Annotated in this window: 27 protein-coding genes; 17 read left to right on the top strand and 10 right to left on the bottom strand. The window is 57.6% G+C overall.

What is annotated here, in order from left to right:
• The first annotated feature begins 122 nt into the window (after nt 1-122).
• Entirely contained in the window at nt 123-779 is a 657-nt protein-coding gene (locus ACI3K0_RS01340; protein WP_148147664.1) for a hypothetical protein, read from the top strand.
• Between the two features lie 52 nt (nt 780-831).
• Here ACI3K0_RS01340 and ACI3K0_RS01335 read toward each other — a convergent pair whose 3' ends face one another.
• The 4 genes from ACI3K0_RS01335 to ACI3K0_RS01320 all read right to left on the bottom strand — a co-directional run bounded on the left by ACI3K0_RS01335 (nt 832) and on the right by ACI3K0_RS01320 (nt 5,129).
• Nucleotides 832-1,605, bottom strand: a complete 774-nt coding sequence (locus ACI3K0_RS01335; RefSeq protein ID WP_183686040.1) for an amino acid ABC transporter ATP-binding protein — start codon at nt 1,603-1,605, stop codon at nt 832-834.
• Between the two features lie 27 nt (nt 1,606-1,632).
• The gene (locus ACI3K0_RS01330) at nt 1,633-2,751 is read right to left on the bottom strand and encodes an amino acid ABC transporter permease (protein WP_394353629.1); all 1,119 of its coding nucleotides are present in this window, start codon (nt 2,749-2,751) and stop codon (nt 1,633-1,635) included.
• A gap of 38 nt (nt 2,752-2,789) precedes the next feature.
• Nucleotides 2,790-3,989, bottom strand: a complete 1,200-nt coding sequence (locus ACI3K0_RS01325) for an amino acid ABC transporter permease (protein WP_183821515.1) — start codon at nt 3,987-3,989, stop codon at nt 2,790-2,792.
• Nucleotides 3,990-4,106: 117 nt separating this feature from the next.
• Nucleotides 4,107-5,129: an amino acid ABC transporter substrate-binding protein gene (locus ACI3K0_RS01320; protein WP_148148041.1), complete on the bottom strand. Its 1,023-nt coding sequence runs from the start codon at nt 5,127-5,129 to the stop codon at nt 4,107-4,109.
• A 357-nt stretch (nt 5,130-5,486) separates the two neighbouring features.
• Here ACI3K0_RS01320 and ACI3K0_RS01315 point away from each other — a divergent pair, with 357 nt between their 5' ends.
• On the top strand, nt 5,487-6,674 hold the full coding sequence (locus ACI3K0_RS01315; RefSeq protein WP_183821516.1) for a cystathionine beta-lyase: 1,188 nt from the start codon (nt 5,487-5,489) through the stop codon (nt 6,672-6,674).
• Here the strand turns inward: ACI3K0_RS01315 and ACI3K0_RS01310 are convergent, their stop codons facing one another.
• Together ACI3K0_RS01310 and ACI3K0_RS01305 are read right to left on the bottom strand one after the other, a co-directional pair.
• Nucleotides 6,675-7,838, bottom strand: a complete 1,164-nt coding sequence (locus ACI3K0_RS01310; protein WP_183821517.1) for an FAD-dependent monooxygenase — start codon at nt 7,836-7,838, stop codon at nt 6,675-6,677.
• A gap of 25 nt (nt 7,839-7,863) precedes the next feature.
• Complete coding sequence (locus ACI3K0_RS01305; RefSeq protein WP_183821518.1) at nt 7,864-8,109, bottom strand: zinc-finger domain-containing protein; 246 nt, start codon at nt 8,107-8,109, stop codon at nt 7,864-7,866.
• Nucleotides 8,110-8,255: 146 nt separating this feature from the next.
• Between ACI3K0_RS01305 and ACI3K0_RS01300 the strand changes: the two genes are divergently transcribed.
• From ACI3K0_RS01300 to ACI3K0_RS01270, 7 genes are all read left to right on the top strand, one after another.
• Complete coding sequence (locus ACI3K0_RS01300; RefSeq protein ID WP_206825937.1) at nt 8,256-9,041, top strand: alpha/beta fold hydrolase; 786 nt, start codon at nt 8,256-8,258, stop codon at nt 9,039-9,041.
• Nucleotides 9,042-9,155: 114 nt separating this feature from the next.
• Nucleotides 9,156-9,980 carry a serine O-acetyltransferase gene (gene cysE, locus ACI3K0_RS01295; RefSeq protein WP_183821520.1) on the top strand — a complete coding sequence of 275 codons (825 nt, stop codon included), beginning with the start codon at nt 9,156-9,158 and terminating at the stop codon, nt 9,978-9,980.
• 127 nt (nt 9,981-10,107) lie between these two features.
• Nucleotides 10,108-10,314, top strand: coding sequence for a DUF3126 family protein (locus ACI3K0_RS01290; RefSeq protein ID WP_112457769.1), 207 nt, complete (start codon nt 10,108-10,110; stop codon nt 10,312-10,314).
• A gap of 392 nt (nt 10,315-10,706) precedes the next feature.
• Nucleotides 10,707-11,060: an ATP-dependent Clp protease adapter ClpS gene (gene clpS / locus ACI3K0_RS01285; RefSeq protein WP_112503791.1), complete on the top strand. Its 354-nt coding sequence runs from the start codon at nt 10,707-10,709 to the stop codon at nt 11,058-11,060.
• 10 nt (nt 11,061-11,070) lie between these two features.
• Nucleotides 11,071-13,605: an ATP-dependent Clp protease ATP-binding subunit ClpA gene (gene clpA / locus ACI3K0_RS01280; protein ID WP_183821521.1), complete on the top strand. Its 2,535-nt coding sequence runs from the start codon at nt 11,071-11,073 to the stop codon at nt 13,603-13,605.
• 92 nt (nt 13,606-13,697) lie between these two features.
• Complete coding sequence (locus ACI3K0_RS01275; RefSeq protein ID WP_183821522.1) at nt 13,698-14,447, top strand: AzlC family ABC transporter permease; 750 nt, start codon at nt 13,698-13,700, stop codon at nt 14,445-14,447.
• Nucleotides 14,447-14,785 (top strand): AzlD domain-containing protein, encoded by a 339-nt coding sequence (locus ACI3K0_RS01270; RefSeq protein WP_206825930.1) that lies wholly within the window; start codon nt 14,447-14,449, stop codon nt 14,783-14,785. Before ACI3K0_RS01275 ends, ACI3K0_RS01270 begins: the two co-directional genes overlap by 1 nt.
• On the opposite strand, the gene ACI3K0_RS01265 is transcribed toward ACI3K0_RS01270, so the two are convergent.
• The 4 genes from ACI3K0_RS01265 to ACI3K0_RS01250 form a co-directional block, all read right to left on the bottom strand.
• Nucleotides 14,786-15,208: an HIT family protein gene (locus ACI3K0_RS01265; RefSeq protein ID WP_183821524.1), complete on the bottom strand. Its 423-nt coding sequence runs from the start codon at nt 15,206-15,208 to the stop codon at nt 14,786-14,788.
• Nucleotides 15,209-15,287: 79 nt separating this feature from the next.
• A complete protein-coding gene (locus ACI3K0_RS01260) occupies nt 15,288-16,484 on the bottom strand; it encodes a GNAT family N-acetyltransferase (RefSeq protein ID WP_404944814.1) in 1,197 nt (398 codons plus the stop codon).
• Nucleotides 16,485-16,493: 9 nt separating this feature from the next.
• Entirely contained in the window at nt 16,494-17,222 is a 729-nt protein-coding gene (locus tag ACI3K0_RS01255) for a glycerophosphodiester phosphodiesterase (RefSeq protein ID WP_183821526.1), read from the bottom strand.
• Nucleotides 17,219-17,689, bottom strand: coding sequence for a RidA family protein (locus tag ACI3K0_RS01250; RefSeq protein ID WP_404944813.1), 471 nt, complete (start codon nt 17,687-17,689; stop codon nt 17,219-17,221). The genes ACI3K0_RS01255 and ACI3K0_RS01250 overlap by 4 nt, the downstream gene beginning before the upstream one ends.
• A 109-nt stretch (nt 17,690-17,798) precedes the next feature.
• Here ACI3K0_RS01250 and ACI3K0_RS01245 point away from each other — a divergent pair, with 109 nt between their 5' ends.
• The 8 genes from ACI3K0_RS01245 to ACI3K0_RS01210 all read left to right on the top strand — a co-directional run bounded on the left by ACI3K0_RS01245 (nt 17,799) and on the right by ACI3K0_RS01210 (nt 24,174).
• Nucleotides 17,799-18,641 carry a cell envelope integrity EipB family protein gene (locus tag ACI3K0_RS01245; RefSeq protein WP_183821528.1) on the top strand — a complete coding sequence of 281 codons (843 nt, stop codon included), beginning with the start codon at nt 17,799-17,801 and terminating at the stop codon, nt 18,639-18,641.
• A 116-nt stretch (nt 18,642-18,757) separates the two neighbouring features.
• Nucleotides 18,758-18,955 carry a hypothetical protein gene (locus ACI3K0_RS01240; RefSeq protein WP_148148054.1) on the top strand — a complete coding sequence of 66 codons (198 nt, stop codon included), beginning with the start codon at nt 18,758-18,760 and terminating at the stop codon, nt 18,953-18,955.
• A 197-nt stretch (nt 18,956-19,152) separates the two neighbouring features.
• A complete protein-coding gene (gene rpsB / locus ACI3K0_RS01235) occupies nt 19,153-19,920 on the top strand; it encodes a 30S ribosomal protein S2 (protein WP_148148055.1) in 768 nt (255 codons plus the stop codon).
• A 240-nt stretch (nt 19,921-20,160) separates the two neighbouring features.
• Nucleotides 20,161-21,087: a translation elongation factor Ts gene (gene tsf, locus ACI3K0_RS01230; protein WP_148148056.1), complete on the top strand. Its 927-nt coding sequence runs from the start codon at nt 20,161-20,163 to the stop codon at nt 21,085-21,087.
• Between the two features lie 115 nt (nt 21,088-21,202).
• The gene (gene pyrH / locus ACI3K0_RS01225; protein ID WP_148148057.1) at nt 21,203-21,925 is read left to right on the top strand and encodes a UMP kinase; all 723 of its coding nucleotides are present in this window, start codon (nt 21,203-21,205) and stop codon (nt 21,923-21,925) included.
• 62 nt (nt 21,926-21,987) lie between these two features.
• Nucleotides 21,988-22,548: a ribosome recycling factor gene (gene frr, locus ACI3K0_RS01220; protein WP_148148058.1), complete on the top strand. Its 561-nt coding sequence runs from the start codon at nt 21,988-21,990 to the stop codon at nt 22,546-22,548.
• Nucleotides 22,549-22,597: 49 nt separating this feature from the next.
• Entirely contained in the window at nt 22,598-23,341 is a 744-nt protein-coding gene (locus ACI3K0_RS01215; RefSeq protein WP_183821529.1) for an isoprenyl transferase, read from the top strand.
• Entirely contained in the window at nt 23,341-24,174 is an 834-nt protein-coding gene (locus ACI3K0_RS01210) for a phosphatidate cytidylyltransferase (RefSeq protein ID WP_404944812.1), read from the top strand. Before ACI3K0_RS01215 ends, ACI3K0_RS01210 begins: the two co-directional genes overlap by 1 nt.
• Nucleotides 24,175-24,180 lie beyond the last annotated feature (6 nt).

Genomic DNA, 24,180 nt, shown 5'->3' with positions numbered 1-24,180 from the left:
TTTTGGTGCCGGGAGCAGGAGCTTCGCGTTTGGCGCCTTCAATACACTGAAATGGTTTTTGCGGGCCGCGCTGAGCGGCCCGGACCTTTGCATTGTCTTTGAGCCTTCGAGTGGGGATACATATGAACAGAAATATTCTCGCCCTGGCGGGTGCGGTTTTGCTTGCAGCCTCCATCTCTAGTTCAAGTTGGGCGGATGAACGTCCATTGATATGGCAGCCGATCAAGAACTCGGACACAAGTTACGCCGTGAAGCTGGGACTTCGGCTGCCCGTGCGGCTCGAAACAGAGGCCGGATTCAATGTCGGTGTGGATTCGTCGAAGACTGGTGAGGTGGTGAATACACCTCTCAAGTTCTGGAGCAGGATAAAAACCGAGGATAGGAAGCGCCCCGCTTACCAGATGAGCCGTGATATCGGGATCAATATGGATGGCAATGCAGGCAGCGCTGCGATCAGCATGAACTATTATGAAAAGCAGATTGCTACGCCAACCTTCAATCTTGAGCGTCAATCCAGCTATGTGGTTCGCTATGACGGTGTGCAAAAAGACTGGGCAGGACTGGACGCGAGCCAATCGATCAAGTTGAGGCAGCGTGAGAGCGGAACCGCCTTCGTAGCCGTTGCCAATGGTTCCGCGAATTTTTCGGCAGTTGCTGCCAGTTTCGGGATCGAGCAACCTCTCGGTGAGAACATAACGCTGAGCGGCAGCGTGAACCGAAACTTCACCGATGCAACGACGGTATCGAGCGTTAACGCGAGTTATTCCTACAAATGGTGAGATGAAAAAGGGCGCTTCAGGCGCCCTTTTTCATCTCGATATTTAGCTGTCCTCAGTGCAGGATCTGGCTGAGGAAGAGTTTGGTGCGCTCGTGCTGCGGATTATCGAAGAACTCGGCCGGCGAGTTCTGCTCGACGATCTGGCCCTGATCCATGAAGATGACGCGGTTTGCGACCTGGCGGGCAAAACCCATCTCATGGGTCACGCACAGCATGGTCATGCCTTCTTCGGCAAGCGAGACCATGGTGTCGAGCACTTCCTTGACCATTTCCGGGTCGAGCGCCGAGGTCGGTTCGTCGAACAGCATGATCTTCGGCTTCATGCAGAGCGAGCGGGCGATCGCCACGCGCTGCTGCTGGCCGCCGGAGAGCTGGCCCGGATATTTGTTGGCCTGTTCCGGGATCTTGACGCGCTTCAGATAGTGCATCGCGATCTCTTCGGCTTCCTTCTTCGGCATCTTGCGAACCCAGATCGGAGCCAGCGTGCAGTTTTCCAGGATGGTCAGGTGCGGGAAGAGGTTGAAGTGCTGGAACACCATGCCGACCTCGCGGCGCACCTCGTCGATCTTCTTCAGATCGTTGGTAAGCTCGATATTGTCGACGAGGATATTGCCCGACTGATGTTCTTCCAGCCGGTTGATGCAACGGATCATCGTCGACTTGCCGGAGCCCGAAGGCCCGGCAATGACGATGCGCTCGCCCTTCATCACCTTCAGATTGATGTCGCGCAGCACGTGGAAATCACCATACCACTTGTTCATGCCGATGATTTCGACTGCAACCTCGGTCGAGGAAACGGTCAGTTTTTTCGTTAGGGCTTCAGCCATTGTTTTCCCCTTTAACTCTTGTTGCGGCTAGTGCCTGTGGCTGGTGTCGAGGTGTCGCTCCATAAAGGCGGAGTATCGCGACATGCCGAAGCAGAAAAGCCAGAATATGAAACCGGCAAAAATGTAACCGGTGACCGGCGTGACCGGCGTCGACCAGTTGGCATCCGACTGGTTGAGCGTAACGATCCCCAGAAGGTCGAACATGCCGATAATCGAGACGAGTGACGTATCCTTGAACAGGCCAATGAAAGTGTTGACGATGCTTGGGATGACCAACTTGATTGCCTGCGGCAGAATGATCAGCCGCGTCTTTTGCCAATAGGTCAATCCCAGCGAGTCCGCCCCTTCAAACTGTCCCTTCGGAATCGCCTGCAAACCGCCTCGAATGACTTCCGCCATATAGGCGGAGGCGAAGATCGAAACGCCGATCAGCGCGCGAAGCAGTTTGTCGAACGTCCATCCATCCGGCAGGAAAAGCGGCAGCATGACGCTTGCCATGAATAGAACCGTGACGAGTGGAATGCCGCGGATTATCTCGATGAAGACGACGCAGAGCGTCTTGATTACAGGCATTTGCGAACGCCGTCCGAGCGCCAGGATAATGCCAAGCGGCAGAGATACGGTGATCCCGAAGAAAGAGAGGATCAGCGTTACCATCAATCCGCCCCAGAGCTGGGTCTCGACATGCGGAAGGCCGAAGCCGCCAATCAGCAGGAAGAACGAGATGAACGGCAGGATGATGAAGAGCGCCAGCGCATTCCATCCCTTATGGGGGGCCTTCGGAATGAGCATCGGAATGAGCAGGATCACAAAAAGGACCGCGACGAGGATCGGCCGCCAGCGTTCATCAGCCGGGTACCGGCCGAACATGAACTGCTGGAATTTTGCTTCGACAAAAGCCCAGCATGCGCCGGATTGACCGTCTGGAAGAATGCCGCCCTGGATGACGGTCGCACAGGCCGTGCGGTCCGAACCGGTCCAGACGGCATCGATAAACAGCCAATTGATCATGCCTGGGATGACATAGACTAGCAGCGCAAGCGCCAGGATGGTCAGAACCGTATCCTTCGGCGTTGCGAACAACTTGGTTCTGAACCAGTGTGACGGGCCGCTGACACCGAGCGGCGCCGGTTGCTGCGCCAGCATGTCCTGGCGCACGAAAGTTGAAGAGGTCGTGGCCATGATTATCTCTCCACCAAGGCCATTTTGGCATTGAACCAGTTCATGAATATCGCCGTTGTGATCGAGATGGACAGATAGACGACAAGGAAAAGAGCAACGATCTCAACTGCCTGGCCGGTCTGGTTCAACATCGTTCCGCCGATTGCATAAATGTCTGCAAACCCGCACGCGACCGCCAAAGACGAGTTCTTGGTGAGGTTCAGATATTGGCTTGTCAGTGGTGGGATGATGATCCTGAGCGCCTGCGGGAGGACGATCAGTCGCGTAATAGCATTCGAGCGTAGCCCAAGCGCGTTTGCAGCTTCGGTCTGGCCCTTCGGCACAGCCTTGATGCCCGAGCGGACGATCTCGGCAATGAAGGAAGCCGTGTAGAAGGAGAGCGCCAGGTAGAGCGAGATGAATTCCGGTCCCAGAACCGAACCACCTGTCAGGTTGAAGCGACCTGCAACGGGGAAGTCGAAGGTGATCGGTGCGCCGAGTGCCAGGAAAGTCAGGATCGGCAAGCCGATGATTAGCGCCAAACCCGTCCAAACGGTATGAAACGGCTTTCCGGTGAGCATTTGTCGCTTCTTTGCCCAACGCGCTACGAACACCGTAGCGATGATACCGATCAGAAACGCTACGGCGATTGCCCAGGCACCATCTCCGAATATCGGTTTTGGCACAAACAGGCCGCGATTGTTGAGATAGCTCTGGAAGGGCAGATTCAGAGATTCGCGCGCTTGCGGAAGTACGGCGATGACGCCCTTGTACCAGAACAGGATAACGAGCAGCGGCGGGATGTTGCGGAAAAACTCCACATAGACCTGCGCGAGCTTGGCAATGAGCCAGTTCTGCGAAAGGCGGGCGATGCCGACGATAAAGCCGATGATAGAAGCCGTAATGATGCCAAGAACGGCTACCTGCAAGGTGTTCAGAATGCCGACGAGCAGCGCGCGGCCATAGGTGGAGTCACTTGTATAGGCGATCAGCGACTGGCCGATGTCGAAACCGGCGCGGCCCTGAAGAAATCCGAAACCGGAGGCAATGTTTGCCTTCTGCAGATTGTGGATCGTGTTTTGGGTGACGGTCCACACGAAGAGGACGAGAAGCGCCAATGTCAGGACCTGATAGAATATCCCGCGCACTTTCGGGTCGTTTATCAGGGACGAGGCCCGCTTTTTGGTGTCAGACGTTTCGGAATTGAGGGCCATGCCGGCCATAAACGAATCCCCTTAGTTTATTTATCTCCTTTTTGGAGACTTTTTGCCCTTGCGGGAATTTTAGATGCATGGAGGCGGATTTCTCCACCTCCATGCCCATGTCCACTGTCGGTCCGATTAACGGATCGGCGGGGCGTATTGCAGACCGCCCTTGGTCCACAGAGCGTTCAGGCCACGCTCGATCTTGAGCGGAGTGTTCGGGCCGACGGTGCGGTCGAAGACTTCTCCATAATTACCGACCAGCTTGACAATGTTGTAAGCCCAATCGTTCGTAAGGCCGAGATCGGTACCGATCTTGGAGCCTTCTTCGCTGCCGAGCATGCGCTTCACGTCCGGTCCGCCGCTGGTCTTCAGCTCATCGACATTCTTCGATGTGATGCCGAGTTCTTCGGCGTTGACCATGGCGTAGTGAACCCACGACACGATGTCGAACCACTTGTCGTCACCCTGGCGAACGGCCGGGCCAAGCGGCTCCTTGGAGATGACTTCCGGCAGAACCATGTTCTCGTCCGGGTTCTTCATCTTCAGGCGGATTGCATAGAGGCCGGACTGGTCGGTCGTGTAGACGTCGCAACGACCGGAGTCGTAAGCAGTCGTAGCGTCGGCTTCCTTTTCGAAGACGACCGGATTGTACTGAAGGTTGTTGGACTTGAAGTAGTCGGCGAGGTTGAGCTCGGTGGTCGTGCCGGTCTGGACGCAGACAGCAGCGCCGGAAAGCTCAAGTGCCGACTTCACGTTGAGGCTCTTCTTCACGATGAAGCCCTGGCCGTCGTAGTAGTTGACGGTACGGAAGTTGAAGCCGAGCGATGTGTCGCGGCTGATCGTCCAGGTGGTGTTGCGCGTAAGGACGTCGACTTCGCCGGACTGCAGCGCCGGGAAACGGTCCTTGCTCGACAGGGCAACGAACTTAGCCTTCGTCGGGTCGCCGAACACGGCGGCAGCGATACCGCGGCAGTAATCGACGTCGATACCGGTCCACTCGCCCTTGTCGTCTGGATTCGAGAAACCCGGAATGCCAGCGCTGACGCCGCAGGTGACGACACCCTTTGCCTTAACGTCATCAAGCGTGGCTGCCGATGCTGCCGAGGCCAAGCCCAGGGCTGCAGCGCCAATCGCGGCTGACAGAATTGTCTTTTTCATTTTCCCAACCTTTGTTTGTGTTTTATTTTCTGACGTCACCGGGCCGCTCCCCTTGATCGTTGTTCGAATACGGCCGGTTGCTCGCCAACCCTCCAGCGGCGAGCCAGCCTATCTCATTCGCAAATGCTGTGGGGGTCAAGTCTCACCAGCAGGAATTGCGTTTGAAATAAGGTAAAATTTAGTTTTTTGCTCAGTGATTGAGCAATTGCCGATGGCTTATGCAGTATGTGCTGAATTCAGTGCCTTTATGTTTTGCATCTGATCTATGCTCAACTTTACGACGTATCGACCGGGCTTGACCTCCAGGCTTCGCAGCGCGACAAGAAAGCTTTCCCGCCTAGAGAGTTTTCCCACCAGATGACCAGAAAATCTTCCATGCTCGGCGCTGCCGGCGCTAATACGCGACTTGCGCATATCGGAAATGATCCGCGCTCCTACCACGGCTTCGTCAATCCCCCGGTCGTTCATGCCTCGACCGTGCTGTTTCCTGATTCTGCGACGATGGAGAGCCGAGGCCAGCCTTACTCTTACGGTACCCGTGCAACACCGACCACAGACGCATTGTGTGCTGCTTTTGACGAATTGGAAGGTTCAGCAGGCACGATTCTGGTCCCGTCAGGGCTGGCAGCTATCTCGGTGCCGTTTCTGGCCTACCTGTCGGCGGGCGACCATGCTTTGATCGTCGATTCGGTTTACACGCCCTGCCGAAATTTCTGCAATACGATGCTCACGCGCCTTGGCGTGGAAATCGAGTATTACGACCCGGAAGTCGGTGCCGGTATCGAGGCTCTGATCAAACCAAATACGAAGCTGGTGCACACCGAGGCGCCGGGTTCCAATACATTCGAGATGCAGGATATTCGTGCGATTGCCGATGCCGCACACAAGCATGGTTGCGTCGTGACGATGGACAATACCTGGGCGACGCCGCTTTATTTCCGACCGCTCGATTTCGGTGTGGACGTGTCAATCCATGCAACGACGAAATACCCTTCGGGCCATTCCGACATCGTGATGGGATCGGTGTCCGCCAATGCCAAGTGGTGGCCGCAGCTGGAGGAAGCCCGCATCCTCATGGGTATCTGCGGTGCGCCGGATGATTCCTACATGATCCTGCGTGGTCTGCGGACCATGGGTGTTCGTCTGGAGCATCATCAGAAAAGCGCGCTTGCTCTCGCGCAGTGGCTGGAAGGGCGCGACGATGTGGCGCGTGTGCTGCATCCGGCATTGCCGAGTTTCCCAGGACACGAGATCTGGAAGCGTGATTTCAAGGGTTCCAGCGGCATTTTCTCCTTCGTGCTCAAGGCTGACGCAGACAACGCCAAGGCAAAAGCGCATGCGTTCCTCGATGCATTGAGCTATTTCGGTCTCGGTTATTCCTGGGGTGGGTTCGAAAGCCTGGCGCTACAGGTTAATCTGTCTGACCGCACGATCCGCAAACAGCCCGAAGAAGGCCCGGTCATCCGCCTGCAGATCGGCTTGGAAGACGTTGCCGACCTCCAGAAGGATCTCGAGCAGGGCTTCCTCGCAGCCGCTGCCGTCTGATCAACTGACGCGGTATCCGTAAAGCCAATCCAGATCCGCCGCGAGAGATTGCGGCGGACGCAGCGACAGGACGATATCGCGACCGATACGGAATGGACCGCGAGCATGATACGCGAAGCGGTTGAACGACCCGCGAGCCTTGACCCTCGCCGCGCGGCTGGTTCTCTGTGCTTCAAAGCCGGCCAGGGCGGCGGGCAGGGAACTTGACTTCTTCACTTCGTTGGCGAGCACGAACCCGTCCTCGATTGCCATGGCAGCGCCCTGTGCAGAGAATGGCATCATCGCGTGTGCGGCATCTCCGATCAGCACCACGTCGCGGCCATTGTGCCAGCGACCCGACGTCACTTCGTGAAGTGGCCAGAATGTCGGTCGGGGCAAGCGGCTCAACAGCGCGGTGATTTCCGCATTCCAGCCACCAAACTGCCTGACCAGCATCGCTTTCTGGCCTTCGTTCGCCTGCGCTTCCCATGTGGCACCGGGGCTTATGCCTGACGCGATGGCAACGATGTTGAACTCGCTCATTTCTCTCAAAGGATAAGCAACGAGATGTGTCGACGGCCCCATGAACGCGGTAACGCAATCGCGCGCAAGCCAGTCGGGTGCTTCATCGAGCGGAATGGTAAAGCGCCACGCGATATTCCGGGAGAAATCGGGCTGGGGAGCATCCTCCACCGACGCGCGTGCATTGGACCACACTCCGTCGGCACCGATCACGAGCGGGTAGGAGTTTCCGGTGAGTTCCCGAACGGCTTTTGGCAAGCCGCCTCTTATGGGTGTGCCAAGCCGGATCGAGCAGAGCGGATCTCGCTCCACCGCTGAAAGCAATGCTGCCTGCAGCGTCGCACGGTGAAGTACGCCGTAGGGTGCTTTCCAGCGATCCCTGGCAAAATCACCTGCCGGAACGGATGCCAGCTTCTTGAGGGATGTGCCGGAGACAAGGGCGATTTCGCGCGGCTCGGTCCAGATTTTTTCGAGTCCGGCCAGCACGCCCAGTTCGCCAAGGATTGCTGATGCGTTCGGCGACATCTGCAGGCCCGCACCGACTTCCACAAGGTCGCCGGCTTCTTCAAAAATGTCACAAGCCATGCCCAAGCGGGAAAAGCTAAGCGCTGCAGCCAGGCCGGCCATGCCGGCTCCCACAATCGCAATCCTGTCGAGATGCATCGGCTTGCTGCCTGAAAGTTTAAACTTATGCTGCCTTGACGTGGAAGACGCAACCCGGAGGATCGGTCTGATCGGCTTTCAGGCCCGGATTATAGCGATAGAGGGTGGAGCAGTAGGAGCACACCTTCTCGCTGTCGTCGCCGAGATCGATAAAGATGTGCGGATGGTCGAAGGGCACGGAAGCACCGGTGCACATGAATTCCTTCACGCCGATCTGGATAACCGGATATCCGCCATCGTTTTGAAAGTGAGGAATGCTGTGGCCAGCCATGGTCGTCTCCCTGCCATTTGATTTCGCCGGACATTATCTGCCCGCGCATCGATTGTGTAGGGGGGAAACATCCGCATTTTTTTATCGAGCGGGTTCATTGGCGATCCCTGATCCACTATAGGTCGCCCGAAACAAGGGATAGTCCGATGAATTTGAATGCGCCCGCCTTCTCGTCCTTCATTCATGACGGAATCAATCTTCGTTATTTCGACGAGGGTGAACCGTCCGGCGAACCGGTGCTTCTCATTCATGGCTTTGCTTCGAGCGCGCTGGTCAACTGGGTGCATCCCGGCTGGTTGAAGACGCTTGGCGATGCCGGCTACAGAGTTATTGCCATCGACAATCGCGGCCACGGCGGAAGCGACAAGCCGCTCGACGCGGAAGCCTATCGCCCATGGGTCATGGCCGATGATGCCGTGGCGCTGCTCGACCATTTGCGCATTCCGGACGCTCATCTGTTCGGATATTCGATGGGAGCAAGGATTTCCGTCTTTGCGGCGCTCGCTCATCCGGAACGGGTCCGTTCGCTGGTTTTAGGTGGTCTCGGAATCGGCATGACCGATGGCGTGGGTGACTGGGACCCGATTGCGGACGCTTTGCTTGCGCCGGATGTCGATGCGATCACGCACGAGCGTGGTAAGATGTTTCGTGCTTTTGCGGACCAGACGAAGAGCGACAAGCTGGCTCTTGCGGCCTGTATCCGTGGCTCGCGCGATCTGGTGGCGCGTTCCGATATGGGGCGGATCGAGGCCCCGACGCTGATCGGTGTCGGAACTAAGGATGATATCGCCGGATCTGCCCAGGAATTGGCCGACCTCATGTCGGATGCGCGGGCGCTCGATATCCCGAACCGCGATCACATGCTTGCGGTCGGAGACAGGGTGTTCAAGAAGGCGGTTCTCGAATTTTATGCGGCACTGTCAGGTCGGTAACAGGTTCTCTGATCGTAATGATCAACGGAATGCGATTTTACCTGCGTTGGCGTTCCGGTAATCCTGTTCTATATAATGGTCTTCCAAAGCCTGCAGGCGACTATGGAGTGGGTCATGCCCTCAAGAGTGGACATTCGCATCAAAGAACCCGTCGCGACGGTCGATCCGATATGGGATACGTTGCAGCAGGAAGCGCGGCTTGCAATCGAGCAGGATCCGCTTCTTGCCGCGTTTCTCTATTCCACCGTGCTGAACCATCGTTCCCTGGAAGAATGTGTCGTTCACCGGATCTGCGAGCGTCTCGATCATCCGGATCTGCAGGCGGTTCTGCTTCGCCAGACTTTCATGGAAATGCTGGATGCCTGGCCGGAATGGGGTTCCATCCTGCGCGTCGATATCCAGGCATTTTACGATCGCGATCCGGCATGCCTGCGCTTCCTGGAGCCTGTGCTCTATTTCAAGGGGTTCCATGCGATCCAGACGCATCGCCTGGCCCATTGGCTTTATGCACGTGGGCGCCGTGATTTCGCGCTCTATCTGCAGAGCCGTTCGTCCAGCGTCTTCCAGACGGACATCAACCCGGCGGCGCGGATCGGCAAGGGCATTTTCCTTGATCATGCCACGGGCCTCGTCGTCGGCGAGACTGCAGTCATCGGTGACAATGTCTCGATCCTGCATGGTGTGACGCTTGGGGGAACAGGCAAGGAAGGTGCCGATCGCCATCCGAAGATCGGCAATGGCGTGCTGATCGGCGCCGGTGCGAAGATCCTCGGCAACATTGAGATCGGATCGTGCTCGCGTGTCGCGGCCGGTTCGGTGGTGCTGAAACCCGTTCCGTCTAAGTCGACCGTTGCCGGGGTGCCGGCGAAAGTGGTGGGGGAGGCGGGCTGTTCGGAGCCAGCGCGCGTCATGGATCAGCTGCTGATGTCGGAAGACTGAGTGCTGCCGGCTATAGAAACGCCGGTGGATAATCGTCGAAGCCGGCAGGCCCAAGGCTTGTCGGCTTTACTTTTGCCGCGGTCGCATGCAACAAGCGCGGCAACGTGAATAGAAAACGGAGATTGTCGTGAAGCCCGACGAAATCAAGAAAATCGACGCTTACTTCAAGCGCCTTTTGAATCCGCAGATCGTTGTCAAGGCACGGCCGCGCAAGGACGATTCGGCAGAGGTCTATCTGGGTGAAGAGTTTCTCGGTGTCGTCTATGTTGATGACGAGGACGACGAGCGCTCCTACAATTTCTCGATGGCCATCCTCGACGTCGATCTCGACTGAGCATTGGTGCCAACACATTCCGGCGGGCCGCTTAGGCCCGCTTTTTGATTCCGCCTTCGGTCGCGCCGTTATCGCTCGTTCGCCTCTTGTAACGCGGCGAATGCAATCCCATTAATAGGGAGCGACCTTATCCGGTCGTCCCTGTGAGATTAACCCCACACCGCGATTTAATGTCTTCGTCGCTGACAATCGTCAGGTGCGGACGCTTGGCGTTTGCATCCGATGGGCTGATGGGTGTTAATTTTTGCAGGTTGAACGGCTCTCTGGCGGAATAGTGATTGCGCCGCCGCAAAGGGGGCTTAAAATCTGTGTCCAATGGACTAAGTTAGTAAGACTGGAGTCCGGCAGACCGCAATGTTCAAATGGTTGTCGGCACCTGGGGATGATGAATGATGATCGCACTGCCGATCTCGATGGAAAAAGAAAAAGATGGTGATGGGGATAACGCCAACCGCGGAACCTCGGTCATCACGCGTACCAAACCCAAGACGAAACGTCCGAACCTGTATCGCGTACTCCTCTTGAATGACGACTACACCCCGATGGACTTCGTCATCCACATATTGGAGCGGTTCTTTCAGAAGGACAGGGAGGCTGCCACACTTATCATGCTCCACGTTCATAACCATGGAGTGGGTGAATGCGGCATTTATACCTACGAAGTAGCGGAAACGAAGGTGAGCCAGGTAATGGATTTCGCCAGACAGCATCAGCATCCGCTACAATGTGTCATGGAAAAGAAGTGAGGAACCCGACGTGCCCACATTTTCGCCTAGTCTTGAAAAGGCGCTGCATCAGGCACTGACCTTCGCCAACGAGCGGCATCACGAATATGCCACGCTCGAACATCTGCTTCTCGCGTTGATTGATGACGCGGATGCGGCGGCGGTCATGGGCGCTTGTAACGTCAACCTTGAAAACCTGCGCAAGACCGTTGCCGACTATGTCGATAACGAACTTGCCAACCTCGTGACCGGCTATGACGAAGACTCGAAGCCTACCTCCGGCTTCCAGCGTGTCATCCAGCGGGCCGTCATCCATGTCCAGTCTTCCGGTCGTGAAGAAGTAACTGGTGCCAATGTGCTCGTGGCGATCTTCGCCGAGCGCGAAAGTCATGCTGCATTCTTCCTGCAGGAGCAGGAGATGACCCGTTACGACGCGGTCAATTACATCTCCCACGGTATCGGCAAGCGCCCGGGTTCCTCCCAGTCCCGTACGCCGCGCGGTTCCGAAGAACCCGATTCCGAAGCCAAGCCCTCGCGTGGCGGGGAGCCGGAAGAGGGTGCAGCCAAGAAGCCGGCCGATGCGCTCAAGGCCTATTGCGTCAATCTGAACGACAAGGCCAAGGACGGGCGGATCGATCCGCTGATCGGTCGCCATTCGGAAGTCAACCGGACGATTCAGGTCTTGTGCCGTCGCTCCAAGAACAACCCGCTTTATGTGGGTGATCCGGGCGTGGGCAAGACTGCGATCGCCGAAGGTCTCGCCAAGCGTATCGTCGAAGGCAAGGTGCCGGAAGCGCTCGCCGATGCGACGATCTTCTCGCTCGACATGGGCACGCTGCTCGCCGGCACCCGTTATCGCGGCGACTTCGAAGAGCGTCTGAAGCAGGTCGTCAAGGAACTGGAAGATTTTCCGGGTGCGGTCCTGTTCATCGACGAAATCCACACCGTTATCGGTGCGGGTGCAACATCCGGTGGCGCGATGGATGCGTCCAACCTGTTGAAGCCGGCTCTGTCCTCCGGGCAGATCCGCTGCATCGGCTCGACCACCTACAAGGAATACCGCCAGTTCTTCGAAAAGGACCGGGCGCTGGTCCGCCGTTTCCAGAAAATCGACGTCAATGAGCCGTCGATCCCGGATGCGATCGAGATCATGAAGGGCCTCAAACCCTATTTCGAGGACTACCACAAGCTTCGTTACACCAACGAGGCGATCAAGTCGGCCGTCGAACTGTCGGCCCGCTACATCTCAGACCGCAAGCTGCCGGACAAGGCGATCGACGTGATCGACGAGACCGGTGCGGCGCAGATGCTGCTGCCGGCCTCCAAGCGCCGCAAGCTGATCACCGAGAAGGAGATCGAGGCAACCATCGCGACGATGGCGCGGATACCGCCTAAAACCGTTTCCAAGGATGACGAGGCTGTTCTCGCCAACCTGGAAAAGGAACTGCGGTCCGTCGTCTACGGTCAGGATGCCGCGATCGAAGCACTTTCAACCGCTATAAAGCTGGCGCGTGCCGGCCTGCGCGAGCCGAACAAGCCGATTGGTTCCTACGTCTTCTCCGGCCCGACAGGCGTTGGTAAGACGGAAGTGGCCAAGCAGCTTGCCGCCTCGCTCGGCGTGGAACTGCTGCGGTTCGACATGTCGGAATATATGGAACGCCACACGGTCTCGCGGCTGCTTGGCGCACCTCCCGGCTATGTCGGGTTCGATCAGGGCGGTCTTCTGACCGATCAGGTCGATCAGCATCCGCACAGTGTGCTGCTGCTCGACGAAATCGAGAAGGCGCATCCGGATATCTACAACATCCTGCTGCAGGTCATGGACCACGGTTCGCTGACCGACCACAACGGCAAGAAGATCGATTTCCGCAACGTCATCCTGATCATGACGACCAATGCGGGCGCTTCGGAAATGGCCAAGGCTGCCTTCGGCTTCGGTTCCTCCAAGCGCACCGGCGAAGACGAAGAGGCATTGAACCGCCTGTTCACGCCGGAATTCCGCAACCGTCTCGATGCGACGATCCCGTTTGCGCCGCTGCCGACGGCCGTCATCCATCAGGTCGTGCAGAAGTTCGTCATGCAGCTGGAAACCCAGCTGTCCGAACGCAACGTCACGTTTGACCTGCATGAGGATGCGATCGCTTGGCTGGCCGACAAGGGTTACGACGAGAAGATGGGCGCTCGCCCGCTTTCCCGCGTGATCCAGGAATACATCAAGAAGCCGCTCGCCAACGAGATCCTGTTCGGTGCGCTGCGCAAGGGTGGTGTAGTCCGCGTCACGGTCGGCAAGGACGACAACGGCAAGGACAAGCTGGTGCTCGATTCCATTCCGGAAGCCGTGCCGGTAAAGCCCAAGCCGGAGGCCGAAGTGGAAGAGGCTGCCGAAGAGGCAAAGGCCAAGGTTGTAAAGCCGAAGGCCGCCAAGAAATCCTCGTCCAAGGGCAAGGATGGCGGTAAGGGCGCAGCAGCCAAAGCCAAAGCAGATGACGACGGCGACGTAATCGCCGAAGAAGCGCCGAAGCCACGCAAGAGCAGCACCGTTCCGCGTGTGCCGAAGAGTAAGTAATCGCTCTCATATCGATTGAATGAAAGATGCCGGGCTTGTCCCGGCATCTTTGTATTTGTAGGCATATTTGATCAACAGCAAATGGAATGCCTATGTCTGCAGAGCAGCGCAATGAGCCCGGTAACTTGAAATGGTTCCTGACTGGCATGCGCGGCGTCATCTCGCTTCCCGCCATTATTCTGATGACGTCCTATGTCGGGTTTGCCGCATTCGCGCTACAGGCAGGGTTGACGCGTTGGGAGGCCGTGATCATGACGCTCGGCGTCTGGGCCCTGCCGTCGCAGATGATCCTTGTCGGCTCGATGATCGGTGGAGCCAATATCGTTGCGTCGTTTCTTGCAGTGACCTTGTCCGCCATTCGTATGATGCCGATGGTTGCGTCCATCGTGCCGGAAATGCGGACGCAGAAGACGCCCGTCTGGCTGCTTCTGTTTCTTTCGCATTTCATTGCGATCACCTCCTGGGTGTTCGCCTCGACGCATCTGCGTGACGTGCCGCGCCAGAACCGGGTCGCCTTTTTTGCCGGTTTCGGCCTCACGCTTACCTGTGGTAATGCGGCGATCGTCGGCATCAGCTATGGCATCGTTTCGCAGTTTCCGCCGGTCGTCGCGGGCGCACTCTTCATGCTGACGCCGGTCTATTTCATCTCGTCGATCTGGGCGAGTTCCAGGCAGTTCGTTGTTAAGCTCGCCTTTATCATCGGCATCGCCGCAGGACCGCTGCTGGCGCTTGTTGTTCCGCAATTCGATGTGCTGATTGCCGGCCTTGGCGGCGGAACCGTTGCCTACCTGATCGATCGATACCGGCGACAGCGTCGGCGTGCCGTTGAGGAGGCCGCGTGATGCTTGAGGAATACTGGACCTATATCCTGATCATCGTTGCCGGCTTTATCGCAACGGACTTCTGGCGCTGGCTCGGCGTTCTGGCCGGCAACAGGCTGAATGAGGAATCCGAGGCGCTGAACTGGGTGAGGGCGGTTGCGACAGCGCTCGTGATGGCCGTCACCGCCAAGCTGATCGTTTTTCCAACAGGCGTATTGGCCGATTCTCCGCTCTGGCTTCGGCTTTCTGCCGCGGGTATCGGCTTTTGCATTTTTCTGCTGACGGGCAAGAAGGTGGCGATCGGCGTCATCGCACCGATCGCCATCCTTGTCGCAGGCCTGTTTCTGCTCAAAGCCTGATCAGGCGCCGAGTGCATCAACGACCTTTTTGGCGTTGGCAGCCAGAACGCCATGGTCTTCCATCTGGCCGCTATGCGGCTTCAGGCCGGCGCCTTCATAGCGCGGGATGATGTGGAAATGCAGGTGATAGACGGTCTGGCCGGCAGCCGGTTCGTTGAACTGCGTGACCGTGATGCCATCGGCGTCGAACGCATCTTTGGCCGCATTGGCAAGCTTCTGCACGATCGGAATGACTTTCGACAGGGTGGCCGGGTCAGCGTCGAGAATATTGCGCGAGGGCGTCTTCGGTATCACCAGGAGGTGACCTGGGGATTGCGGCATGACATCCATAAAGGCCAGAGTGTCGGCATCCTCGTAAACGCGGTGGCAAGGGATCTCGCCGCGCAGGATCTTCGCGAAGATGTTTTTGTCGTCGTAGCTCATGGAAGTCCTCTCCTATCTGCTTCTTTCAACGCAATTCCGAACGCAAAACCGGTGCTCGCTTTTGCCGGAATTACTTCAATCAATCATCCTGCTGCCGCTCGCCTTTTCGGAAAGGGCTGTGCTCGGATAGGTATTCGTTCATGCCGTCCACCTCCTGCCGCTCGCGCTCCAGATAATCGGAAATCGCGCGGCACAGGCCCGGATGGGCGATGTAATGCATGGAATGGGTGGTGACTGGAAGATAACCGCGGGCAAGCTTGTGTTCGCCCTGGGCACCGGCTTCGACGCGCTTCAGCCCCTTGGCAAGGGCGAAGTCTATGGCCTGATGATAACAGACTTCGAAATGCAGGAAGGGATGATCCTCGATACAGCCCCAGTGACGGCCGTAGAGCGTATCACCACCGATAAAATTGATCGCGCCGGCGATATAACGACCATCGCGTCTTGCCATGACCAACAGAATGTCATCGGCCATGCGGCTGCCTATCAGCGAATAGAAGCTACGGGTCAGATATGGTCTGCCCCATTTGCGGCCGCCGGTATCCATGTAGAAAGCGAAGAATTGATCCCAGATATCCTCGGTCAGGTCGGCGCCGGTCAGCCAGTCGATCGAAATTCCATTCTCCAATGCGGCGCGGCGTTCCTTTTTCAGCGCCTTGCGCTTGCGTGACGCCAGCGTTTCGAGGAATGCGTCGTGATCGACATAGCCTTCGTTGATGAAGTGGAATTGCTGATCGGTCCGATGGAGGTAGTCGGCCTCCTCGAATGTCTCAATTTCGTTTTCCGGCACGAAGGTCACATGCGCCGACGATATTGCGAGTTGTCGTGTCACTTCCTGGAGACCTGCGGCGAGCGTCGTCTGCATCGTCTCGCGATCATAACTGGAAGCGACCAGCAGGCGAGGGCCGGTAGCCGGCGTGAAGGGGATGGCGCATTGCAGTTTCGGATAATAACGCCCGCCCGCCCGCTCGAAAGCGTCAGCCCAGCCGTGGTCGAAGACGTATTCGCCCTGGCTATGGCTTTTCAGATAGGCGGGGATTGCGCCGATCAGCGTGCCTTCTTCGGTTTCGAGAAGAATGTGATGCCCATGCCAGCCGGTCTTGGCCGTGGCAGAGCCTGATTGTTCCAGCGACGAAAGGAAGGCATGCGAGAGAAACGGATTGTAGGGGACCGCTGCTGAAGAGCTTTCCCGTGAAGCACCCGCAAGCCGCGACCAGCTTTCAGGGCTGATCGCGGCAAGGGATTGTTCGATGCGGATTGAAAGATTACCGGCCATGTACCTGAATTATGCAGTGGGCGACGTGCGCGGGTCAAACCCTTCGAACGTCATCTGATCTGCATATTTATAGGTAGCCTCGCGCGCGTTTTCATCCCTGACAGTCCAGGTAATCAACGCAATGCCGGTCTGTCTCTGGGCGGTGATAAAGCTGTTCGGCAGGTCGGACCAGTGATAGGAGATGAAATCCAGCCCAAGCTGGGCCATTTCATCATGCTTGAAGAACTCTTCCGGCTGGCTGCCTTCAGCGGTCAGGCCGATCGGATAAGGTCCGTCGGCCTTCTTCAGATCGCGGATCAGATGATGGTCGAAGCTCATCAGCGCGACCTTGCCCTGATAACCTTCCAGCTCTTCGAGAACGATATCGACGAAGCCGTCATCTTCTTCGGCGGTGCGGCCTTTCAATTCGATCACCAGCGGTACGCGACCATCGACCAGTTTGAGCATCTGCTTCAAGGTCGGGATCCTGTCGGCCGTTCCGCCAATGGATAGCAGGCCGAGTTCAGAGGCGGTGCGCTCCCGCACGTCGCCCTTGATGCCGCAGACGCGCTCGAGCTTGTCGTCGTGGAACACCATCGGGATGCTGTCTGCAGAGAGCTGCAGGTCGCATTCGATGGCAAAGCCGGCATCCGCAGCGCGGGCGAAGGCCGAGAGGGAGTTCTCCCATACGGCCTTGTTCATGTCGTGATAGCCGCGATGCGCGACGGGCAGATCCTTGATCCAGGCTGCAGATGTCATGCTTCGATCTCGATAACGGCTTCGATTTCAACGGCGGCATTGAGCGGCAATGCGGCCATGCCAACGGCAGCGCGAGCATGCTTGCCAGCTTCGCCCAGGACGTTTGCAATCAGGTTCGATGCGCCGTTGGTGACGATATGTTGCTCTGTGAAGCCGGGAGCGGAGGCGACGAAACTCGACAGCTTGACGACGCGCTTGATCTTGCCGAGATCGCCGCCGAGTGCTGCCTTTGCCTGCGACAGGATGTTGATGGCGCAAAGTTCAGCTGCGCGGCTCGCCAAAGCCACGTCGACGTCGCTGCCAACAAGGCCTTTGATCTCAAGCTTGCCATTTTCTGTCGGCAACTGTCCGGAGATGTAAAGCATGTTGCCGCTGATGACGTAGGACACGTAATTGGCTGCGGGTGCCGCTGCCACGGGGAGGGTAATTCCAAGTTCCTTCAGGCGGCTTTCGATGGCATCGGACATTTCGGTCTCCGGTTTGTTGTCAAGCGTACAAAAATCCTTCATCAAGGTCATAACCTTGGCTGATGGCGTTCTTATAACACCCGCGCCCGAGTCCAACAGGAGAATATGAATGCTGCGCACGAGCCTCGCGCTGTTCCTCGTCACCAGTGCCGGTGTCGCCTCCGCTGCGCCGATCAGCGCCGACAGTGCTGCGCGCCTGCTTATTCCTCACAGGGCGGTCTATGACCTAAAGCTCAAGGATGCGTCCGAGCGCTCCGGTATCGAGGGCATGTTCGGCCGTATGGTCTATGAATTCAACGGCTCTGCCTGCACCGGGTTCACGACCAATTTCCGCCTCGTCACCAAGATCAGCACGGGCGAGGAGACGCGTGTCAGCGACCAGCAGACCAAGACGTTCGAAGATCTTTCCGCGAAGCAGTTTCATTTCGAGACCAAGTCCTTCACCGATGAGCAACTCGACAAGAGCGTGACCGGCGATGCGAGCGAAGGCGAGAGCGGGGTGAAGGTCGAGCTGCAGGGAGCAAATGGCAGGGAAGTGGAGCTGCCGGCAAGCGCGTTCCCGACCAGTCATATGCTCGACATCATTCAGCAGGCCAAGGACAACAAACGTATCTTTGAGACGCGTGTCTTCGATGGCTCAGAAAACGGCGATCAGGCACTTCTGACCTCAACCGTGATCGGCAAGGCGGAGGCACCGGAAAAAGGCGATACCGAAGCCGGTGCTGCCGGGGAGTTTGCCAAGACTCCCTACTGGCCGGTCACGATCGCCTATTTCAACGATGGCGCCGCCGGCGATCCTATGCCCGTCTACAACATGTCTTTCAAGCTCTACGAGAACGGCATAACCCGTGATCTGACCATGGATTACGGTGATTTTTCGCTGGAAGGCAGCCTCGTAAAGCTGGAGTTGCTGAAGACACAGCAGGATCCGTGCCCTGCGGTGCCGCGTTAGTAACGATCCTGCCATTTGATTTGGAACACGCGGTCGCAGTGCCGAATCTAGGCGTCACAATACTCGACACATTGTTAGTTTCGTGTCTGTAGTTGCGCCGCAATAAGGAGTGATTCATGGCATTGATCGGATTTAAAAACACCCACAATCAGGAAGTCTACATCAACCCGGCGCAGATCCTTTATGTGATGCCCTTCGAAGAAGGTGTGACGATCGTTACGTTTGCTGCGGTCAATGGCGCCGGGCAGCCGCATACGATCTATATCCGTGGGAGTGTCGAGCAGGTCCGCCAAAGGCTCGGGGCCAAGGCCTGACCGGTTTCGCTTGTGTCGTGCGGTGAAAGCTGCACCACAGCGCTTGCAATTTTCCACAATCGCCTGTATGGGCACCGATATTCCACACGTGAGGCATGGGATCATCCGGGAGAAATCCGGATTTTTCCGCCCGGTGGCATTCTCGAAGAGGGTGCTGTTTGCCTTGCGGAGGTTCAACCGGAAAAGGATAACTAGGCATGGCATTGCCCGATTTCTCTATGCGTCAGCTCCTCGAAGCAGGCGTCCACTTCGGCCACCAGACGCACCGCTGGAACCCGAAGATGAAGCCGTACATCTTCGGCGACCGTAACAACATCCACATCATCGACCTGGCCCAGACCGTTCCGATGCTGTCGCGCGCCCTGCAGGTCGTGTCCGACACCGTTGCCCGTGGCGGCCGTGTTCTGTTCGTTGGCACCAAGCGTCAGGCTTCCGAGCTTGTTGCTGATTCCGCCAAGCGTTCGGCTCAGTACTACGTCAACTCCCGCTGGCTCGGCGGCATGATGACCAACTGGAAGACCATTTCGAACTCGATCGCCCGTCTGCGCAAGCTCGATGAAATCCTGAACTCGGAACAGTCCGGCTATTCCAAGAAGGAGCGTCTGAACCTTGAGCGCGAACGCGAGAAGCTGGAAAAGGCTCTCGGCGGTATCCGCGACATGGGCGGCGTTCCGGACCTGATGTTCATCATCGACACCAACAAGGAAAAGATCGCGATCGACGAAGCCAAGCGCCTCGGCATTCCGGTCGTTGCCATCATCGACTCGAACTGCGATCCGGACCTGATCGACTTCCCGATCCCGGGTAACGACGACGCTTCGCGCGCCATCGCTCTCTACTGCGACCTGATCGCTCGCGCTGCCATCGACGGCATCGCTCGCCAGCAGGGCGCTTCTGGACGTGACCTCGGCGCTTCCGCCGAAGCTCCGGTCGAGCCGGCTCTCGAAGGCGAAGCTGAAGCCTAAGGCCAAGGTTGGAACGGTTATCAGTTCCTGCTTTTTCAATTCGACCGAGGCCAGAGAGACGATCCCTGGCCTCGGTTTGTTTAAAAGTCCTGTTCGCCTGCGATCCATCGGATTGTGGTTGAAGGGCAGGCCGGCGGTGTCTTCATCACCCTGTCACACTTCCGGGTACATTCGTTCCCAAAACCTTGAGTTCGCCGAGTTTTTCGGCGCTACGCAATTTAAACCGACAAGAGGCTTACAATGGCTGAGATCACCGCTGCACTGGTGAAGGAACTGCGCGAAAAGTCCGGCGCAGGCATGATGGACTGCAAGAAGGCGCTGACCGAAAACAACGGCGACATCGAAGCGGCAATCGACTGGCTGCGCGCCAAGGGCATCGCCAAGGCCGACAAGAAGTCTGGCCGTACGGCTGCCGAAGGTCTGATCGGCGTTGCATCGACCGGCACCAAGGCCGTTGTCGTCGAAGTCAACTCGGAAACCGACTTCGTTGCCCGTAACGACGCCTTCCAGGCAATCGTTCGCGGCATCGCCGACGTTGCACTCACCACTGACGGTTCCGTCGAAGCTGTCGGCGCCGCCATCTACCCGGCAACCGGCAAGTCGGTCACCGACACGATCAAGGACGCTGTTGCCACGATCGGCGAAAACATGAACCTGCGTCGTTCGGCGGCACTCGAAGTGGAAGATGGCGTCGTTGCCACCTACATCCACAACGCTGCTGCTGATCGTCTCGGCAAGCTCGGTGTTCTGGTTGCGCTCAAGTCGACCGGTAACAAGGACGCACTGAACGCCATCGGCCGTCAGGTTGCCATGCACATTGCCGCAACGGCTCCGCTCGCCGTACGCGCCGAAGAAGTCGATGCTGCCGTCGCCGAGCGCGAACGCCACGTCTTCATCGAGCAGGCTCGCGAATCCGGCAAGCCGGAAGCCATCATCGAAAAGATGGTTGAAGGCCGCATGCGCAAGTTCTTCGAAGAAGTCGCGCTTCTGTCGCAGGCTTTCGTCATCAATCCTGACCTGACCGTCGGCGCTGCCATCAAGGAAGCTGAAAAGGAAGTCGGCGCACCGATTGAAGTGACCGGCATGGCTCGTCTTCTTCTCGGCGAAGGCGTCGAAAAGGAAGAAACAGACTTTGCTGCAGAAGTTGCTGCTGCTGCAAAGGGCTGATTTCCTCGCCTAATCCAGTGAAAACTATGAGGGCACCGGTGACAAGCCGGTGCCCTTCGTGTATCCGCAAGCCGTTTGATCTCTCCGTTTCCGTTTCGCTTTTAAAGGAGCCGTCATGTCGTCTCAGCCCATATATAAACGCGTTCTCCTCAAGGCCTCCGGCGAGGCTCTCATGGGCAGCCAGGGGTTTGGCATCGATGTCGCGGTCGCCGACCGTATCGCTTCCGATATTGCCGAAGCACGGCGCATGGGCGTCGAGGTTGGTGTGGTCGTCGGCGGCGGCAACATTTTCCGCGGCGTGGCTGTGGCCTCCAAGGGCGGCGACCGGGTGACCGGCGACCATATGGGCATGCTGGCCACCGTGATCAACGCGCTGGCGCTTGCAACGTCGCTGCGCAAGCTCGATATCGATACCGTCGTTCTTTCGGCTATCGCCATGCCGGAAATCTGCGAAAGCTTCTCGCAGCGACAGGCACTGCATCACATGGCGCAGGGCCGGGTGGTTATTTTCGCCGGCGGCACAGGCAATCCGTTCTTCACCACCGATTCGGCAGCTGCGTTGCGCGCCGCAGAAATCGGTGCCGAAGCTATCTTCAAGGGCACCCAGGTGGATGGCATCTATTCCGCCGACCCAAAAAAGGATCCGAATGCTACCCGCTTCGACGCGCTGACGCATAGCGAGGTTCTGGAAAAGGGCCTCGCAGTGATGGATGTCGCCGCGGTCGCGCTTGCCCGCGAAAACCATATCCCGATCGTCGTCTTCTCGATCCATGAGCCAGGCGGCTTTACGCAGATCTTGACCGGCGGCGGCCTCAAGACGATCGTATCCGACAACTGAGAAATTACCGCGATCTTTCTGCCGATCAGAAAGTTCAACGATAACAAGATGGAGTTCCAACGATGAGTGGATCAGTCGATCTCAACGACATCAAGCGCCGCATGGAAGGCGCAGTCAATGCCTTCAAGAGCGATATCGCGTCTCTGAGAACCGGTCGCGCGTCGGCCAACGTTCTGGATCCGATTACCGTTGAGGCCTACGGCTCGCGCGTGCCGCTGAATCAGGTGGCGAACATCACCGTGCCGGAGCCCCGCATGCTGGGTGTCTCGATCTGGGACAAGTCCATGGTTCGGGCTGTAGAAAGTGCCATTCGCGAATCGCACCTTGGCCTCAACCCGATCGTCGATGGGCAGAACCTTCGCATCCCGCTGCCTGAACTCAATGAAGAGCGCCGCAAGTCGCTGGTCAAGGTTGCGCATGATTATGCGGAGAAAGCCAAGGTCGCTGCCCGACATGTTCGTCGCGATGGCATGGAAGGCCTGAAAAAAGCCGAAAAGGATGGCGTAATCGGCCAGGACGATAGCCGCTCGCAATCCGAAAAGGTTCAGAAGATGACCGACGACACGATTTCTGAAGTCGACCGCTTGCTTGCGGATAAGGAAAAGGAAATCATGCAGGTCTAGGTTGGGTATCTTTATCCCTCCCTCGGCCGTTGAAGGAAATGCATAGGACATGCTGACGCCAGATATTGCGATCATTCCGGAGCACGTTGCCATTATCATGGATGGCAACGGTCGGTGGGCCAACAAGCGCGGTCTGGCCCGGACGATGGGGCACAGTAAGGGTGTCGAGGCCGTCAAGGAAACGGTCCGGGCGGCTGGTGAGCTCGGCGTCCGGTATTTGACGCTGTTTGCGTTCTCGTCGGAAAACTGGAGCCGGCCGGAAGCCGAGGTCAGTGATCTGCTAGGCCTCCTTCGCCGTTTTATACGACGCGACCTGGCCGAACTTCATCGAGAAAACGTACGGATCAAAGTTATCGGTGAGCGCGACAAACTGCGTGGCGATATTCTGCCGCTTCTTCTGGAGGCCGAGGAGACTACGCGTAACAATACAGCGCTTACGGTGGTGATCGCGTTCAATTACGGGTCTCGCGACGAAATTGCGCGTGCAACCACAAGGATTGCGCAGAAGGTCAAGGCCGGCCTCCTTGATCCGGATTCCATCAGTTCCGAGATGATCAGCGATCATCTCGATACGGCGGGCATACCGGATCCGGATCTCATCATCCGCACGAGCGGCGAGGAGAGGCTTTCGAACTTCCTGCTCTGGCAGGCCGCGTATTCGGAATTCGTTTTCCTTCCCGACTATTGGCCGGATTTCAACCGGGATCTTTTTGTCGAAGCGCTCAAGATCTATGCGTCGCGTAACAGGCGCTTTGGCGGTTTGTCTGCAAGACCTGCGGCGGTGGTCGGCTGATGGGGCAGGAGCTCAAACTTCGCATCGCGTCCGCTATTGTGCTGGCCGTGATCGTCCTTGCCGCAACATGGATAGGTGGCTGGGCGTTCAATCTTGTGGCTGCCGTGATGGCACCGCTGATCTATTATGAATGGTCAACGATCACCGGCCTTTCGGAGCGGAGCTTCAAGGCCAATGCGTTCGGTTGGCTGGTCATTCTGCTTATCGCTGCCGATCTCATCATCGGAGAAGGCGAGCTGTCCATGCCGCTGCTTTGCGGTGGTGTCGTTACGGGCGTGCTGCTGGCGATCCTTGGGCACGGCTCCTGGTGGCTTCCGGGCGGTATTGTCTATGCCGGATTGAGCGGCATCTCTCTTGCAGCCATCCGCGGTGATAATCAGGCGGGGTTTGTCGCCACGCTTTTCATCTTCGCAGTGGTGTGGGGGACCGATATCCTGGCCTACTTTGTCGGCCGTGCTATTGGCGGTCCGAAGCTTGCACCGCGCATTTCCCCCGGCAAGACATGGTCCGGGGCGATCGGCGGAACGGTTGCCGGCGTTGCCGCCAGTGGTTTGCTTACGCTTGGCGTATTTTCGCGGCTTTCACTGTGGACGATGGCGCTTGCCTTCCTGCTGTCTGTTGCGAGCCAGATCGGCGATCTTTTCGAATCCTTCATCAAGCGACGTTTCGGTGTGAAGGACAGCAGCCATCTCATTCCCGGACACGGTGGCGTGATGGACCGTGTGGACGGCTTGGTTTTTGCCTGTTTTGCCGTATTTCTGCTGACGCTTGTGGACACGGCCATGAAAGGCCATGTTAGCAACTCGGTCGCTGCCTTCATCTTCGGTCTCTAAAGCGGC

It is taken from the genome of Rhizobium sp. ZW T2_16 (genome assembly GCF_044987325.1).
Lineage (GTDB): Bacteria > Pseudomonadota > Alphaproteobacteria > Rhizobiales > Rhizobiaceae > Neorhizobium > Neorhizobium cellulosilyticum.
This window is presented reverse-complemented; position numbering and strand designations above follow the sequence as displayed.

Coding starts and splice junctions, on each gene's coding strand:
- ACI3K0_RS01330 (WP_394353629.1), bottom strand. CDS start 2,751: ATGCTGGCGCAGCAACCGGCGCCGCTCGGTGTCAGCGGCCCGTCACAC.
- rpsB (WP_148148055.1), top strand. CDS start 19,153: ATGGCATTGCCCGATTTCTCTATGCGTCAGCTCCTCGAAGCAGGCGTC.
- ACI3K0_RS01340 (WP_148147664.1), top strand. CDS start 123: ATGAACAGAAATATTCTCGCCCTGGCGGGTGCGGTTTTGCTTGCAGCC.
- pyrH (WP_148148057.1), top strand. CDS start 21,203: ATGTCGTCTCAGCCCATATATAAACGCGTTCTCCTCAAGGCCTCCGGC.
- cysE (WP_183821520.1), top strand. CDS start 9,156: ATGCCCTCAAGAGTGGACATTCGCATCAAAGAACCCGTCGCGACGGTC.
- ACI3K0_RS01215 (WP_183821529.1), top strand. CDS start 22,598: ATGCTGACGCCAGATATTGCGATCATTCCGGAGCACGTTGCCATTATC.
- ACI3K0_RS01310 (WP_183821517.1), bottom strand. CDS start 7,838: ATGCATCTCGACAGGATTGCGATTGTGGGAGCCGGCATGGCCGGCCTG.
- ACI3K0_RS01335 (WP_183686040.1), bottom strand. CDS start 1,605: ATGGCTGAAGCCCTAACGAAAAAACTGACCGTTTCCTCGACCGAGGTT.
- ACI3K0_RS01325 (WP_183821515.1), bottom strand. CDS start 3,989: ATGGCCGGCATGGCCCTCAATTCCGAAACGTCTGACACCAAAAAGCGG.
- ACI3K0_RS01275 (WP_183821522.1), top strand. CDS start 13,698: ATGTCTGCAGAGCAGCGCAATGAGCCCGGTAACTTGAAATGGTTCCTG.
- frr (WP_148148058.1), top strand. CDS start 21,988: ATGAGTGGATCAGTCGATCTCAACGACATCAAGCGCCGCATGGAAGGC.
- ACI3K0_RS01305 (WP_183821518.1), bottom strand. CDS start 8,109: ATGGCTGGCCACAGCATTCCTCACTTTCAAAACGATGGCGGATATCCG.
- ACI3K0_RS01260 (WP_404944814.1), bottom strand. CDS start 16,484: ATGGCCGGTAATCTTTCAATCCGCATCGAACAATCCCTTGCCGCGATC.
- ACI3K0_RS01300 (WP_206825937.1), top strand. CDS start 8,256: ATGAATTTGAATGCGCCCGCCTTCTCGTCCTTCATTCATGACGGAATC.
- ACI3K0_RS01210 (WP_404944812.1), top strand. CDS start 23,341: ATGGGGCAGGAGCTCAAACTTCGCATCGCGTCCGCTATTGTGCTGGCC.
- ACI3K0_RS01240 (WP_148148054.1), top strand. CDS start 18,758: ATGGCATTGATCGGATTTAAAAACACCCACAATCAGGAAGTCTACATC.
- clpS (WP_112503791.1), top strand. CDS start 10,707: ATGATCGCACTGCCGATCTCGATGGAAAAAGAAAAAGATGGTGATGGG.
- ACI3K0_RS01320 (WP_148148041.1), bottom strand. CDS start 5,129: ATGAAAAAGACAATTCTGTCAGCCGCGATTGGCGCTGCAGCCCTGGGC.
- ACI3K0_RS01250 (WP_404944813.1), bottom strand. CDS start 17,689: ATGTCCGATGCCATCGAAAGCCGCCTGAAGGAACTTGGAATTACCCTC.
- ACI3K0_RS01255 (WP_183821526.1), bottom strand. CDS start 17,222: ATGACATCTGCAGCCTGGATCAAGGATCTGCCCGTCGCGCATCGCGGC.
- tsf (WP_148148056.1), top strand. CDS start 20,161: ATGGCTGAGATCACCGCTGCACTGGTGAAGGAACTGCGCGAAAAGTCC.
- ACI3K0_RS01315 (WP_183821516.1), top strand. CDS start 5,487: ATGACCAGAAAATCTTCCATGCTCGGCGCTGCCGGCGCTAATACGCGA.
- ACI3K0_RS01265 (WP_183821524.1), bottom strand. CDS start 15,208: ATGAGCTACGACGACAAAAACATCTTCGCGAAGATCCTGCGCGGCGAG.
- ACI3K0_RS01270 (WP_206825930.1), top strand. CDS start 14,447: ATGCTTGAGGAATACTGGACCTATATCCTGATCATCGTTGCCGGCTTT.
- ACI3K0_RS01245 (WP_183821528.1), top strand. CDS start 17,799: ATGCTGCGCACGAGCCTCGCGCTGTTCCTCGTCACCAGTGCCGGTGTC.